Source organism: Lysinibacillus sp. NPDC093210 (genome assembly GCF_044753985.1).
Classification (GTDB): domain Bacteria; phylum Bacillota; class Bacilli; order Bacillales_A; family Planococcaceae; genus Lysinibacillus.
The window spans coordinates 125,465-141,532 of record NZ_JBIVOE010000008.1 but is presented as its reverse complement, the minus strand read 5'-3'; the positions used below and the strand labels follow the sequence as shown (position 1 = coordinate 141,532).

General features: G+C 35.4%; 14 protein-coding genes. 4 read left to right on the top strand and 10 right to left on the bottom strand.

The window, feature by feature from the left end; all coding sequences use genetic code 11:
- The first annotated feature begins 7 nt into the window (after positions 1–7).
- Positions 8–736, top strand: a complete 729-nt coding sequence (locus ACIP9C_RS18035; protein WP_401012799.1) for an enoyl-CoA hydratase/isomerase family protein — start codon at positions 8–10, stop codon at positions 734–736.
- Here the strand turns inward: ACIP9C_RS18035 and ACIP9C_RS18030 are convergent.
- Together ACIP9C_RS18030 and ACIP9C_RS18025 are read right to left on the bottom strand one after the other, a co-directional pair.
- Positions 733–1,503 carry an IclR family transcriptional regulator gene (locus ACIP9C_RS18030; protein ID WP_401012797.1) on the bottom strand — a complete coding sequence of 257 codons (771 nt, stop codon included), beginning with the start codon at positions 1,501–1,503 and terminating at the stop codon, positions 733–735. The two genes, ACIP9C_RS18035 and ACIP9C_RS18030, sit on opposite strands and share 4 nt — an antisense overlap.
- Before the next feature lie 89 nt (positions 1,504–1,592).
- Positions 1,593–3,116 carry an amidohydrolase gene (locus ACIP9C_RS18025; protein WP_401012794.1) on the bottom strand — a complete coding sequence of 508 codons (1,524 nt, stop codon included), beginning with the start codon at positions 3,114–3,116 and terminating at the stop codon, positions 1,593–1,595.
- Positions 3,117–3,198: 82 nt separating this feature from the next.
- Here ACIP9C_RS18025 and ACIP9C_RS18020 point away from each other — a divergent pair, with 82 nt between their 5' ends.
- Entirely contained in the window at positions 3,199–4,173 is a 975-nt protein-coding gene (locus tag ACIP9C_RS18020; protein WP_401012792.1) for an MBL fold metallo-hydrolase, read from the top strand.
- 181 nt (positions 4,174–4,354) lie between these two features.
- Entirely contained in the window at positions 4,355–5,254 is a 900-nt protein-coding gene (locus tag ACIP9C_RS18015; RefSeq protein ID WP_401012947.1) for a LysR substrate-binding domain-containing protein, read from the top strand.
- A gap of 65 nt (positions 5,255–5,319) precedes the next feature.
- On the opposite strand, the gene ACIP9C_RS18010 is transcribed toward ACIP9C_RS18015, so the two are convergent.
- On the bottom strand, positions 5,320–6,309 hold the full coding sequence (locus ACIP9C_RS18010; protein ID WP_401012790.1) for an aldo/keto reductase family protein: 990 nt from the start codon (positions 6,307–6,309) through the stop codon (positions 5,320–5,322).
- Positions 6,310–6,619: 310 nt separating this feature from the next.
- Here ACIP9C_RS18010 and ACIP9C_RS18005 point away from each other — a divergent pair, with 310 nt between their 5' ends.
- Positions 6,620–7,342 (top strand): GntR family transcriptional regulator, encoded by a 723-nt coding sequence (locus tag ACIP9C_RS18005; protein ID WP_401012788.1) that lies wholly within the window; start codon positions 6,620–6,622, stop codon positions 7,340–7,342.
- A 268-nt stretch (positions 7,343–7,610) separates the two neighbouring features.
- Here the strand turns inward: ACIP9C_RS18005 and ACIP9C_RS18000 are convergent, their stop codons facing one another.
- The 7 genes from ACIP9C_RS18000 to ACIP9C_RS17970 form a co-directional block, all read right to left on the bottom strand.
- On the bottom strand, positions 7,611–9,284 hold the full coding sequence (locus tag ACIP9C_RS18000; RefSeq protein WP_401012786.1) for an amidohydrolase: 1,674 nt from the start codon (positions 9,282–9,284) through the stop codon (positions 7,611–7,613).
- 12 nt (positions 9,285–9,296) lie between these two features.
- Positions 9,297–10,238, bottom strand: coding sequence for an AEC family transporter (locus ACIP9C_RS17995; protein ID WP_401012784.1), 942 nt, complete (start codon positions 10,236–10,238; stop codon positions 9,297–9,299).
- A gap of 32 nt (positions 10,239–10,270) precedes the next feature.
- Complete coding sequence (locus tag ACIP9C_RS17990; RefSeq protein WP_401012783.1) at positions 10,271–11,689, bottom strand: sodium:solute symporter family protein; 1,419 nt, start codon at positions 11,687–11,689, stop codon at positions 10,271–10,273.
- A 24-nt stretch (positions 11,690–11,713) separates the two neighbouring features.
- On the bottom strand, positions 11,714–11,920 hold the full coding sequence (locus ACIP9C_RS17985) for a DUF3311 domain-containing protein (protein WP_401012781.1): 207 nt from the start codon (positions 11,918–11,920) through the stop codon (positions 11,714–11,716).
- A 404-nt stretch (positions 11,921–12,324) separates the two neighbouring features.
- Positions 12,325–13,992, bottom strand: a complete 1,668-nt coding sequence (locus tag ACIP9C_RS17980; protein WP_401012779.1) for an amidohydrolase — start codon at positions 13,990–13,992, stop codon at positions 12,325–12,327.
- Between the two features lie 10 nt (positions 13,993–14,002).
- Positions 14,003–14,263, bottom strand: coding sequence for an AEC family transporter (locus ACIP9C_RS17975; RefSeq protein WP_401012945.1), 261 nt, complete (start codon positions 14,261–14,263; stop codon positions 14,003–14,005).
- 406 nt (positions 14,264–14,669) lie between these two features.
- A complete protein-coding gene (locus ACIP9C_RS17970) occupies positions 14,670–15,614 on the bottom strand; it encodes an urea transporter (protein ID WP_401012777.1) in 945 nt (314 codons plus the stop codon).
- Between the last annotated feature and the right edge of the window lie 454 nt (positions 15,615–16,068).

Genomic DNA, 16,068 nt, shown 5'->3' with positions numbered 1-16,068 from the left:
AGATTACATGGAATCAATCGTTTTACTAGAGAGAGATGAAAATATAGCCATTATTACTTTGAATCACCCTGAAAAATTAAATGCTGTTAGTGTGGCGATGCGTGATGCACTGTTTGAACATATTTTAGCTGTACAGGCTGATCCTACAATCGATGGCGTTATTTTACGAGGAAATGGCAAAGGATTTTGTGCTGGTGCAGATTTAAAAGAATTTGGTACAATCCCTTCCGTCATTGAAAAACGAAAAATTCGGATTCAGCATGATATTTGGGATGAATTCCGTCGATGTTCGAAGCCGATTGCCGCTATTTTACATGGCTTTGCGGTTGGCTCTGGAATTGAGATGGCGATGATTTGCGACTTTCGTTTTGCAGCACCTAAAACAAAAATATCATTACCTGAATGCGCACTTGGGATGTTGCCGGCAGCTGGAGGGACACAAAGCCTGCCCCGATTAATGCGTCATGGTTGGGCGATAGATTTTGCGATGAAAGGTTATTATTTGTCAGCTGAGGAAGCGAAGGCTCGTCAAATTGTCACTGACATTTTTGAAGAAGAGCATTTATTTGATGAAGTATTAAGTTTTATGAAGCGTATAACGACGTATCCTAAGACAGCACAGCAAATTAAACGGTTAATTTCTAGTGGTATGGATCGATCGTTAGAGCAAGGGCTTGCATTTGAACAAACCCTTGTAAAGGAAAGTTATAAGCAACAAATCATGTCAAATGGCTAGTGTTGCTTTTCAAGAAAGTCTTGTGTAATTTTTGCTGTATATTCTTGCACGATTTTTTCCATTTGTTCTTTAATGTCCTCATTAAAACGGGAAAGAGGGAGAAGAATCGTTAGCGCGGCTACAGGCTCTTCACTATTCCCCCAAATTGGCGCAGCGACACCAATCATACCATCTGCACGTTCACCTAGGCTCCAGGCATAGCCGTCTTGCTTAATGGTGGAGAGCTGTTGCTTAAAAAGTTCAATATCTAGCGTTGTTTCAGTATGTTGGATATAGGTTGTACGATTAAAATACGTTTGTAAATCTTTTGCCGACATGTAGGCCATATGTAATTTACCAATCGCACCATAATATAATTCATATTCTTCTCCTAGTGGAGTAGTTACTTTTAAGGCATGTTCACTTTCAACACCGGATAAAAAGAGGTGTTTATTACCTGAGCGTATAGATAAGTAAACAGACTCCTTTGTTGTAGCTGCAAGTTCCACCATGTATGGCTGGGCAATAGAGACAATATCTGGCGAATGAAAACGATTGACGATTTGGAAAATAATTGGCCCTGGCTGATACGTTTTATTTTCGGAATTTTTTAATAGCATACCGCGGTCAGATAAAGTGGCTGCTAAACGAAAAGCCGCTGTTTTACTTATTTGTAGCTCGCGCTCAATGTCAACTAGCCCGATTGATTGGTATTTTAAAAATAATGTGAGTAATGAAATGGCATTATCCACAGTGCTTAATCGGTGGACAGTTTTAGTATTATCCATAGTTTTCACACCTTTCCGTTTTTAGAAAATTGCGATTATAGCAATTAAGTACTTATTATATATATATGTTGCTTGAAATACAATATTTGTTATGAAGAATGATAAAGTCGCTCACCAGCAATCCATGTCTCTAATACTTGCATGTTTTGGAGCTGACAAAGGGTGCAGTTTACAGGATGTTGTTCAACAATAATAAAATTAGCGTCAAAGCCTGGTGCAAGATGCCCTATTTGGTGTTGTTCACCGATAACTAAAGCGGCATGAGTCGTATAAAGGTTAAGCGCATCTTGTCTTGAAACAGCCTCTCGTATATTTACTTGTAAGCCATCTTTACTTTGCCTTGTACATGCAGCATGCATACCAAGCCAAGGGGAGATAGGAGCAACGGGTGCATCTGAACCAGCTGCGACTGTTATGCCATGTTGTAGTAAAGAATTCACTGGATAGAGCCAACTGTGCTCATTATCGTCTACGTGCTGTAAGTACCGATCTCCATGAATATCGATAAACGGAGGATTTGTGACAACTTGTATTTGGAGTTCATGGAGCATATCGAAAAAAGCTTCGGGACATAAACTCAAGTGTTCAAAGCGACAAACTCCTTTTACTTCAGGGAGTTGCTGATGTGCTATTTGTAATGCATCAATGGCATGCCAAACCATCTCGGGATTTACAACATGAATTGCAACTGTGCTATTTGCGAGAAATGCTTGTTTCATCATTTGTACAACGGCATCCTTTGTAGGATAAATTTCTGGCATTGTCTCCAACACAATTTTTAAGGCATTCCGTTTAAATATAGGTATAGGTTGTAGATGCTTTGCTAGGTCATCAAAGTGGGGACTACCGGTCATCCAATGAACTGGAATTTTCCAAAAGTGTTGAGCAGCTTTTTTCCATATTGCAAGCTGAGATGCTGATGTAGTTGGAGATGCATCACAAACAGTAGTAATGCCTAAAGATAGAAGCTTTGATTGTAAAGCTTCTATGCCCGCTAACCACTGTTCTTCAGGTAATCTCGGTAAAACGGATTCATTTAGTAAAGCGTCTGCTCCATGAATGATACCTGTAGGTTGTCCAAGTGAATCAAGCTCAATATGGATGCCGTTATTAGAATGATTTTCTAAAGCTTGTTTAAAATAGTCCCAGCCTTTACTGTTTAACACGGATGTATGCCGCGTTACATAGCGTACACGGATTGGGTGTTTGGTAGAAAGCTCATCCAGCATTGCCATAGATAAAGGTTCTATATGAGGGAAATGAAAAGGATGATAGCCATTAATACGAACCCAATTACCGTTAGGAATACGTGAAATTTGCTCACGAAGATATGCCAAAAATACCTCTTTCGTTTGGTATGATGTTGGTATATGTATACTAAACTGCTCGCTAACCATCGCTTGTAAGTGACAATGTGCATCGATGAAACCAGGCAAAATTACCTTTTGCTGTGCATCAATACTTATTTTAGCTTGATAGGGTGAAGAATCATTATGCTCAAATAAAGCAATGATTTTTCCGTTAAGAATAGCCATACTTGTAGCGATTGGTACAGACGTTGATTGTGTTAAAATAACGGCATTATAAATAATTAGATCGATTTGTTGTACCATAAGTTGGCTCCTTTCCATAAGAAGTGCTATTATCTTAACATAAAAAGACAGAATAATAGAATAATTAAGTAGAGGTGTAAAAATGCAAAATCAAAAACTTTTAAATTGGCAAGTTGTTACATTGCCGATTCCTTATGATTTACGTAGTGTTAACTGCTATGTAATTGAAGAGCCTTCTGGTATTACAATTATTGATACAGGTGATGATAATGCTGAGTCGAAAGAAATATGGCAGCGGGTCATTGGTCAACGCCGAGTTAATCGTGTGCTCATCACACATTTGCATATTGATCATTTTGGCTTGGCAAAATGGCTCCAAGATGAGTATGAGGCAACTATTTGGATGTCTCAACGAAGTTACGAGGAATTAACAAGCAGACGGGAACGTTTTGAAAAAGGAATTACCGAGGATGGGAGTTTATCTTTTCTGGCTGATTATGGAATGGTGCAAGATAAAGCGGCTTCCGCGGTATTTAATCGTTACGAACCATTTCAAGTACATGTAGATGTTATTTTTTCAGAGCATCAAATGATTGAGAGTGAAACATTTAATTTGCAGCCAATTTGGACACCCGGACACTCGTCAGATCATTATTGCTTTTATGAAAAAGAGACAGGCGTGTTATTTTTAGGTGATCATTTATTGGAAATTATTAATCCGATTGTCATGCCTTCTACCCACATGCAAAATCCTCTTGCCTTATATTTGGCGACATTTGAAAGCTTAGGTCAATTGAAAATTTATGATGCATTGCCTGCTCATGGGACACAGATTGAAGACTTTAATGAGCGCGTATCACGGTTAATGGCACATTATACAGACAAATGTCAGCAAATTTTACATGCAATACCAGAAGAAGGGGCGACCGCACAGGAAATAACGAATCAGGTGTACGCACATAAGCCAGTAGAGCTTAGAGGAGCTGCTTTTATTCAAGTAATTACCTTTGTACATTATTTAATGGAACGCAATTATTTAGTACGAGAGCGCAAAGGTCAAAGTTACAACTTTTATAGAAGTAGTTTGACAGTTGAAAAGCCATTTACACTTTGTTAAGCGTATGCGCATTTTACTTTTCATGAAAAAATAAGTGTATTTTTGCCGGCATCGCAAGGATATACTTATTTTTATTTTAGGCAAAAAACGAAGGTAGTTCTTTTCTTAATTATTAAAATGGGAGATTATGCTAAAATGATGTAAATAGTTGCTATTGGATTTTCAGAAGGGGTGCATGAAAATAGATATTAGGAAAATTCGCTATTTTATAATGGTTGCAGAAGAATTGAACTTTAGTCGTGCAGCAGAACGTCTCAGAATGGCACAACCCCCTTTAAGCCAAGAAATTCGTAAATTGGAAGAAGAATTGGGCGTGCAACTTTTTCATCGGACGAAAAGAATGGTTGAACTGACGGATGCTGGAAAGATATTTTTAGCAGGTTCTCAACAAACGCTGTTGCAGTTAGAAAGAACAATAGAGGAAACACAACTTGCTGCTGAAGGTAAAATAGGGAACTTAATAATTGGTTTTGTCGATTCTACAGAAATTGTTATAGAAGTTCTTAATATATTTCGAGAACGCTTTCCTAAAATCAATCTTATATTGCGTGAAATGACAACGGAGCAGCAAATAAAGGCACTCTATGAAAAACAAATTCATATAGGATTTATTCGGTCTAAACAGAACAACGAAATACTATCTTCTGAAGTTTGTTCTGAAGAATCTTTAAGAGTAGTTTTACACCAAGATCATCCATTCGCCAAATTGTCCGAAATTCCAGTCGAATTGTTAATTGGTGAACCATTTATTTTGTTTCCGCGGCAAATGGGTTCCAATTTTTATGATTTAATTATTAGCTACTTTTGGGAGCATGGCGTAAATTTAAATGTTGTTCAAGAAGCTATTCAAATGCATACGATTGTTAATTTAGTTGCAACAGGAATGGGCGTTTCTGTTGTTCCTTCGTCGGTAGAAAGTTATAAACGTCCTGGTGTTATCTATAAAAAAATCCAACAAACTACACCAAAAGTAAACCTTTATGTTGGCTGGAGAAAAGATGAAACATCTGCAGTAGCAGAACATTTCTTAACAGTTATTAGAGAAGTATATTCACTTTTACATCTTGACCACCAAAAATAAAAGCCCATCCACATGGGATGGGGAGGAAGGATTGTTATTTAGCTCAAGCTTTCTCATGCATAAACTCAACCTGTTTTACTTGGATCGTACTCAATGAGACCTTCCAGTACTTTATCAATTTGCTGCATTATTTCAGGCTCTAGTTTGACACTAGCAGCTACGGTATTCTCTCTTACCTGTTCTGGACTCGATGCCCCGATAATTGCTGAGGAAACATTCTGATTTTGCAGCACCCAAGCTACTGAGAGCTGAGCAAGGGAAAGATCAATCTGTTGTGCGATAGGTTTAAGATGTTGGATAGCAGTAAGAACATTGTCGTTCATCCAACGTTGTGCAAGTTTATTGAAAAATGGTTTACCTGCTGACGAGTTAGCACGGGATTGTGTCGGTACGGGTTGTTGAGGTAAATATTTTCCTGTGAGAACTCCTTGTGCTAAAGGCGACCATACTACTTGTCCTAGACCTTCACGTTGACAGGTTGGGATTACGTCAGTTTCGATAACTCTCCACAGCATTGAATATTGGGGTTGGCTTGCGATAAGAGGGATATTCAATTCCCGTGCAAGTGCTGCACCACGGGTAATTTGTTCTGATGTCCACTCACTTACCCCGATATATAGAACTTTACCTTGTCTGACAAGATCTGCGAAGGCTAACATTGTCTCTTCAAGGGGAGTAGTTGGGTCAAATCGGTGTGCATAATAGACATCAATATAATCAGTCTGCAACCTACGTAAAGAGGCATTACAATTTTCAAAAATGTGTTTTCGCGATAAACCTCTATCATTTGGTCCATTCCCAGTTGGATGGCACACCTTTGTGCAAAGTTCAATGCTCTCGCGTCGAATACCTTTTAAAGAACGACCGAGTATTTCTTCAGCTTTCGTATCTGAATATACATCCGCAGTATCGAATGTTGTTATACCAACATCTAGTGCAGCTTTAACACACTCATTTGCAGTGTCTTCGTCTACTTTGCCCCCATGATTTATCCAGTTGCCGTATGCAATCTTGCTCACAGATAATCCACTATTTCCAAGTTTATTAAACTCCATTCAAGTGCCTCCTTTAGTAGTGATACCTTCATTATAAAGACCAGATTTTAACATGGATAATATATTTTTACTAAGTGAATTATATAAAATATATATAACTACGGTGTCCTCCTATGTTGAGTGACGAGTTTATACGGCAATATTAGTAATATATTAAGATAAAACGCACTGATGTGGACGAGGTCTTATAGGTCTATATATAATAGAAGTAATGATAATTATGGGTATGCAGTTACTTTTAGGATTCATAATAATATGTCTATCAATCCAATTAACCCTATACAAACTTACTATCGAAAGGAGTGTAATAATGATTCACTCAAACAATCCAATACCTCTCCATATACAGTTAAGAAAAATGATCGAAAAGAAAATTAATCAAGGTATTTATACAAGTAAAATACCGAGTGAACGAGAATTAATGGAAGAATACAGTGTTAGTAGAAGTACAGTAAGAGAAGCCATTTCACAATTAGTAATAGATGGTATTGTGGAGAAAAGACATGGTAAAGGTACATATATTACTAGAAAGCCCGTTCATTACTGGTTGGGTAATCTAATTAGTACGACTAAAAGTATTGAGAATATGGGGATGAAGCCAGGGACGAAGTTAATTAAACATGGGATTATTACGGTTTCTGATGAAGTAAAGGAAGCGATTAATTTAGCTGAAGCATATTTGATTAAACGCGTACGCTATGCAGATGATATGCCAATAGCCATTGAGACACAATACTATCCAATAGAAATTGGTGAAAAGCTTTCGAAGCTTGATATTAAGAGTGGTACGTTGTATGACTTGTTAGAGGATGAAATGAATATACAATTGCATGATGCGGATGAGGTTATTACGAGTAAGCCTATTTCCAAAGAGGATTGTAAATTGCTTAATATTAAAGAAAACAGTAATTCACTCCATCTAAATCGCTTTGTTTATGATATTAATGGAGATCTCATTGAATATTGTATTGCTGATTATAATCCAGGTATGTATGCTTTTCATTTCAAATCTCAACGTTTAAAAAAGCAGTAAAATGGATAATGAACTTGAACTTAATTTTTAAAAATGAGTCAGAATTTTTTTAATAAGTAGGCGTTACTCGTTGATTGTAGTGGAAGGCGCGATACTCTTGCATGCGGTAAAGGAGCCTCTTGAGCGGAAAACAACGTTTTAATAAGGTAAGTTTACAGGGCCATAATAGATACTTTTGTTTGGAAATTTAAAAAACTACTGACAAATGGGGAGTCAGTAGTTTTTTAATAATATATAAATAGTTACTATTGGGGAATAGTAATTATTTTCACTTTGAAAAAGCTAATTCTTTACTTTCAAATACAAATTCACCATTAATAATCGTACCTAAAATGTTGATGTCTTTAATCGTCATTGGATCAACAGCTGTAGGGTCCCTATCTAAAATTGCAAAATCAGCTAATTTCCCTATTTCAATACTACCTAAATCCTGTTCGTCGAAATTCAATTGGGCACCGTAAATCGTCATAGATTTTAATGCACTTTCAACATCTATTTTTTGTCCTTCACCTAGTACATGCCCGTCTCTCGTTAAGCGATTAACCGCAGCCCATATTGAAAAGAGTGGGGAAATAGGCGTAATAGGACAATCAGAATGCAATGTATACAACAAGCCTAAATCATCAGCTTCTTTGAGTGGGTTCATTCTCTCTGCTCTTTCAGGCCCTAAAAAGATGTTTTTATGGCGATCGCCCCAGTAATAAACATGATTAATGAAGAATGAAGCAGCAATATTGTAGTCTTTCATTAATTTCAAATCTTCAGGTGTAGCAGTTTGCACATGCTCAATTCGATGACGATGATCACTGCATGGAGAAGTATCAAGTGCATATTGATAAGCTTCAAGGATAGAGCCTATGGAACGATCTCCATTTCCATGTGTTGCTATTCTAAAGCCCCGATTATGGAAATTTAATACGTAATCGTTCAAAGTTTGTTGTGGAAAAATAAGGTCCCCATATAAATTTGGATCATTATAATAGGGTTGACGTAATGCGCCTGTAAGCCCCTGAATCGAGCCATCTTGGAATAGTTTTGCGCTATCTAATTTGGCCATTCCGTTAGAATCCTCTAAAATTTTCTGATTAAGTCGATTAGCATTATACTTTTCAAAAATGCCACCTTCCAATAACAAATCATTCATAATCATTAATCGCATTCTCATTGGGTGTGCTTTTTCTTTCAAGGCTTCAATATGGATATCGTATTCTATTGGACCTAATGTTAATCCAACCCCTGCATCCGTATTCGTTGTGATTCCTTGTGCTAAATAATCCTGAGAAGCTATTCGAATTAACTCAATTACTTCTTCGTTCGATGGAGTAGGTATACTATTGAAAACTAAGTCCATGGCAGCTGGCTCATATAAAACACCATTTAAATTATTGAATTCATCGCGACCAAAATGACCTCCATCTGGGTCTTGAATAGAAGCATTTAACTCTGCGATTTCTAGTGCTTTTGAGTTTGCAACTGCAAGATGATTTGAAATATGGCGGATAAATATAGGGCGTTCGGTACTTACTTTGTCTAAGTCTTCTTTTGTAGGGTGTCTATTTTCTAATAGCATTGTATCATCATAGCCAAAGCCTAAAATCCAACTGCTGTCAGCTCGTTCATTATGGAACTTGGTTAACTTATAAATGATATCGGTAATACTTTTATTATTTGCAGGGGAACAATCTACTTGAGACTTGTTTAGCGCATATATTAATAGATGGTTATGTGTATCGATGAAACCAGGGATTACCGTTGCGCCATTTAAATCTACTTCATTCATGCCTTGTTTAAAAATTAAAGAATCTTTAATTTGATTAAATTCATCTTTAGACCATATCCCTACGATTCTTCCCTCAAATGAAGCTACTACATTAGCACGTGTACTATGAGCATCTAAAGTAATAATGTTTGCATTTTTTATAAGTAAATCAACTTTTAACATTTTATTGACCTCCTAAAAGTAATTTAATTTAACCAATATTAATAGAAGTAACGGTATCGATAATAATGAAAATATTGTTGAAATAACTGTAACAATAGCGCCTAATTTATCATTCGCATTATATTTACTAAATAAAATAGATGACAATGTCAGAGCAGGCATTGTAGCTTGAATTAATAACGTTTGTGCGATGACTTGATCGACAGTAATAAAACTTATAATGATGAACACTACAACCGGCAAACCAAGGAGTTTAACAAGTGTAGGAATGATCGATTTACTTTTAAGTACTGTAAATTGAGCTTTATTTACAGACATGATTAGTATTCCGATATAAAACATGGCAAGTGGTGATGCAAGTGCAGCTAACTGATTTGTTAACGTAATAAAAATGACAGGTGGACGATAATTAACAAAAGCAAAGAATAAGCCACATACAATTGCAATAGTTGGTATATTGATCATCGATTTCAACGTGCTAAATGAAAATTTCATCGATTTTTGTAGTAGCATAACGCCAACAGTCCATATGACCAAGTCCACACCTGCATCAAAAATGGCAGCATATAAAGCACCTTTAGGACCTAAAATCGCAGCACATAATGGTATCCCGATAAAACCTGTATTGCCAAGTCCAGAGAGAAGGGCAACTTCAGGTTTAATCGAACTTTCCTTATCAAAAATAGTGATCAATAGCCATCCTAGTAAAATGCCGATTATACAAATAATAATTGATAGTCCAAATACCATTCCGATATTTTTAAGAATAGTAGGACTAATATCTACCTTAAATATGCTCGACAAAATAATACAGGGCATCGCTACATTCACGATAATAAGCGTATAGGTTTTACGAGTACTATCATTAATAGGTGTAATGCGAGCAAGTAATACACCGATTAAAATCATAAATCCTATTAATAGAATTGATTCAAAAACAATAGAATACTCCATTTCATGCACTTCCTAAAACAATCATTATTAAACTATTTCTCCATGCGCACAGATACTATCGGTGTGAGCAACTGTTTATTTTTAGATGTCAGTAGACTCACAATAATCAAGACAGGGAAGTTAAAACATAATGCAATAAGTCCTGTATTGATTGCAAAAATACTGATACCTGCAAATTGGAAGGATAAGGCGATTGCCGTACCAGTTAGAATACCCGCACCCACTCCTATAGCTGTAGCTCTTTTCCAAAAAATAATTGAAAGAATACCAGGCAATATTTGACCAAAGCCAAAATAAGCTGTGTTGATTAGATTTAGCATTAGACTTGGAAGTGAGACAGTTAACAACATTGAAATTAATAAATAAACAATAACAACGACTTGTGACCATTTGCGTTGTTTATTTTCCGGAATACTTGTCACAATGTTACGAGTAAAAATACCACCGACTACTAAAGATATAACGGCTAGAACTAAGAGCCCTGATAGTGCGGCACCAGCAGCGACTAATCCAACTACCCATGTAGGTAATAATTCAATTGAAGTGGCAATAAACGCATGGTTAGGGTTATCAATATTCGGTAAAGCAACTAAAGCAAAATATGCTGAAGCAATTAAGAATGGATACATAAGCATATACAGTGGCATAAATCTTTGGGCGCGCTTAATTGTCCCTTCTGATTTACTTGTGAACAATACATTTATAATAAATGGGAAACAATAGAAAGCTACTGCTTGGAAAATAATTGTCGTTATTGAAAACGTGACTTGTTCTGTCGAACCAAATGACACTGAGGCACCGTGTTCCTTTGCAGTAGTAAATAGATTACTTACACCATCGAGTTTTGAAAAGGCTGCCCAACCTACGATAATGATCGCTGCGAATAAAAGGATATCCTTTAAAATCGATATAACAGCAGGTGCTTTAACGCCAGAAATAGCCACGTAAACATATGCAATTGTACCAGCAATGAATACAGCAATAATAGGTGGGAAATCGAAGCCTAAAGCATTTAAAGCTACTATTAGCCCTTCAAACTGTAACTGTCCCCAAGGAATGAGGAAAAGTAAACAAGTACATGCCACTAGTAACTCTAAAGGTCTGCTAGAAAAGTGGCTCTTGAACAAATCAGGAGCGGTCATCGCATTGTAGTGTTTACCAGCCCGCCAAATAAGAGGCGAAAGGAAGTAACCAACTGGATATGCTAGAAGTATGTATCCTAGAAACCATATTCCATAGCTTGCTCCTTTTGCGTATATACCTCCAGGAAACCCAATAATTGTTCCAATACTATAAACTTCACCGATAGCAAGAAAGAATAAGATAAATCCGTTAAAAGACCTGCCACCAACTAAATAATCTGCTACATTGTCTTTTTTTGATTTTCCTTTTGAGAGCACTGCTAGAATTAGAGAAAAAATAAGAACACCTATGAAAATTGTAACTGCCATTATCCATCCCACCTTGTCAATTAATTAATCATAATTTTTTTTATCGAAGAAAAACCAAGAACAAGAAATACAAAGAGATGTCAGTATGAACCATAAGAACATCCAAAAATAAAGAATTGGGAAACCTAAAATAAAATGTTCGGAGTAACGAAAATAAATTAACCCAGCAATTACACTAACAACAGGTAAAACAAGACCAATAAAGACATTAAAAAATGTTTTTGCGGACATAGAATAACTCCTTTCTAAATAGTAAATAAATTTAACTTGTCATGACGTACGGACCAGTTGGGTTAAATCCATCTACAATTCCATGGTTTATTTTGGAATAGTATATAAATTTAAAATATAGTTGTCAACATAATAATAGTGTTTAAGTAGAAAAAAATGATTTAAAAGAGAATTATTTTTTAGTATATAAATTTTTTATAGGTAATTCCATTCAAAGGTGAATCAGAAAGAGAGGATATTAGGACTCTAAATTGAGTTGAACGGAAATCAACGCTTTACTAAAGTTTATTTTCAGGAACAGGATAGAGTTTTTATTTTTGTAATATTCGGAAAACTACTGACAGATGGGGATTGTCAGTAGTTTGTCTAACATATATAAATAGTTACTATTGGGGAAATAGTAATTATTTTAACTTTGATAAAGCTAACTCTTTATTTTCAAATACAATTTCGCCATTAATTATCGTAGATAAAATATTGATATCTTTAATGGTCATAGGATCAACTGCTGTTGGATCCTTATCTAAAATTGCAAAATCAGCGAATTTTCCTATTTCAATACTACCTAAATCTTGTTCGTCGAAGTTCAATTGAGCTCCATAAATTGTCATTGATTTTAATGCGGTTTCAACTTCAATTTTTTGTCCTTCTCCTAGTACATGTCCTCCACTCGTTACACGATTAACCGCTGCCCAAATTGAGAAGAGTGGGGAAATCGGAGTAACTGGACAATCTGAATGTAATGTATACAACAAACCTAAGTCATCTGCTTCTTTCAAAGGATTCATCCTTTCTGCTCTTTCAGGCCCTAAAAAGATGTTTTTATGGCGATCGCCCCAATAATAAACATGATTAATGAAGAATGAAGCAGCAATATTGTAGGCTTTCATCAACTTCAAATCTTCTGGTGTAGCAGTTTGAACATGTTCAATTCGATGACGGTGGTCACTCCTTGGAGAAGTTTCAAGTGCTTGTTGATAGGCTTCAAGGATAGAACCTATTGCACGATCTCCATTCCCGTGTGTGGCAATTCTAAAGCCACGATTATGGAAATTTAATACGTAATCGTTCAAAGTTTGTTGTGGAAAAATAAGGTCCCCATATAAATTTGGATCATTATAATATGGTTGACGTAATGCTCCGGTAAGCCCCTGAATCGAGCCGTCTTGAAATAGCTTCACACTATCTAATTTAGCCATGCCATTAGAGTTTTCTAATATTTTCTGATTTAGTTGATTTGCATTATAATTTTCAAAAAAGCCACCTTCCAATAACACATTATACATAAACATTAATCGAATTCTCATGGGATGTATTGTATGTCTTATAACATCCATATGAATATCGTATTCTGAATGCCCTACGGCTGCATCAGTATTAGTAGTAATCCCTTGCGCAACATAATCTTGAGCAGCGACGCGAATTAATTCTATAAATTCTTCTTTTAAAGGGGCAGGGATATAATCGTAAACAAAGCTCATTGCTGCATGTTCGTATAAAACCCCATTTAAATTATTCGATGCATCTCGTCCAAAATGCCCTCCTTCTGGGTCTTTCACAGAAGCATCTATTTTCGCTAGTTCCAGTACTTTGGAGTTTACAACTGCAATATGATTTGAAACATGGCGGATAATTATAGGACGATCTGTACTTACTTTATCTAAGTCTTCTTTAGTAGGGTGTCGGTTCTCGGTGAGCATTGTATCATCATAGCCAAAGCCTAAAATCCAACTACTGTCATTTTGTTTCTGATGAAACGCTTCTAAATTGTAGATGATATCTGAAATACTTTTATTTCGCGGAGATGAACAATCAACTTGCGCCTTATTTAACGCATATACAAATAGATGGTTATGAGTATCGATGAAACCAGGAATTACCGTTGCACCATTTAAATCGAGTTCTTTAGAATGTATTTCGAGAGCTAAAGAATCCTCTGCTTTATTAAAATCAGCTTTAGACCAAATTCCTACAATTCTTCCTCTATAAGAAGCTAAAACATTAGCACGTGTACTTTGAGCATCTAAAGTGATAATATTTGCATTTCTTATTAGTAAATCAACCTTCATCATATAATTCCTCCTAAAAGTAATTTAATTTAACAAAAATTAAAAGAATCAATGGTATTGACAATAAAGAAAAAATTGTTGAAATTACTGTTACAATTGCACCTAATTTATCGTTCGCATTATATTTACTAAATAAAATAGATGACAATGTCAGAGCAGGCATCGTAGCTTGAATTAATAAAGTTTGAGTTATTACATGATTGACAGTAATAAACCTTATAATTATGAATGCTACAACCGGCAAACCAAGGAGTTTAACGAGAGTAGGAATGATCGATTTACATTTAAGTGCTGTAAACTTATTGTGATGTACGTACCAGTTAAGTTAGATTAATTTACCTTTTGGTGGTTTAATTTGGAATAGTATATAAATTTAAATTACGATTGTCAACGCAAAAATAGTTTAAAAGAGAATTATTTTAACTTAAAGAGAATTTTTTCGCATTTTCACAGATGGTAGTTGGTTTGTTTTCTAGTATATAATTTTTTTATAGCTATTATTACTGGTGAGTTGTGAATGAATTTATTGGGGTTGTGACGGAGAGGATGAGTCAAAAGGAAATAGAATACAAAGTACGCAAAACGACCAATATTTATGTAAGATGTTTTTTATTGGTAGTTAACACGTACTTAGGAAATCCTGAAACAATTTAAACTCTCCACCTGAAGAATACCTCTATTTACAAATTAGGAATTACCTTTCTAGCACCTAAGAAAAGCCACGTACTAAGGACAAATGGCATCGTTAGAACAGGGAGGCCATATGGTAAAAGCCAAGTACTAAAACTAGCAGTAAGTGGGATAGTTAAACATGTCGCTAGAATGCCTGAAATCATTCTAAAACGATTAGATTTGGTACTAAATACAGTAGAGACTGCCATACATGTTAATATGGCATTGTAGCCGTAAAGACCTCCTATTATTAAAGAGTGTTCTCCTCCAAGTCCATACGATATGAGTAAAGCGACGACACTCCCTATCACAGCATTTAAACCAAGTTTCCAACTAGCCCAAAATATAGCGCTATAAAGAAGTACACCTGATAAAGGATGATTCAAAAAAAAGATCTGCTCAATATTATTCAAAAAACCTACAGTCCAATTTAACTCACCTGCAATATTTAGTTGCCAGTACGATAAACTTTGGGGTACTAAAGATTCACTTAAGTGGAATACGTTTAGTTTGTAAGAAGCTAAAAGGATAAACCATGTTAGGATGATAAAAGGAAAAGTAAGGATTGGCAAGTCTATATTTTTCAAAAAATGCATCATTGTTGCTGTAAAAATCGCTGCAATCATTGCTCCTAATAGAGCGATGCCCCACCTAGAAGTTCCAGTTAAAAATAATGAAATGGCCAAACCTGTTAAGACAGAATTATATCCAAATAGACCTGACCTAACACTATTTTCTTGCGCACCTCCTATTTTTCCGATTAGTGTGCCGACAATAGAAGATAAAAGTGAAATGATGCCCAATTTATAAGAATAAATAGTAATAGCTAATAAAATAATAAAGCCGGAAATGGCATTTTCAATAAAAACGACTTGAGAGAATCCCATGAGTGAAGCCAGTATAACGGAAGTACATTCTCCTTTTGAAGTATAATTATTCATATTTTTCAACATACAATCACCCCTTCAAAAAATCATTGTATTTGCAATTAAACCTACATTTATTGGTAAATAGTGGTTAATATAAATATTAAATATGGTAATTATATAAATAATGAGGTATATAATGCAATTTATAGCCTCGGCTACCTTAACTCCTCATTTATAAAATAATAAAAGATGGAATGAAAATAAAATTTCACTCCATCTTTTTAATTGATGACCAGTGCAGAGACTCTCACATCGACATCTCATATTAAAACTTAAATTATTGTAAATGAAGTTCTGTTGTTTAATAGCTAACTAAATTGTAGTAGTTGAAATTTATGCACTATTTTCCCTTTACTTTCTAATTCCAAACCTTTTATATCTTTTAAGCACCTAATATTATCCACTCAAGTAGAATAAATTGCCATGCAATTGTTTCTTATTCACAAAAAAAACTTCTAAAGAGTAAATTATTACTTTT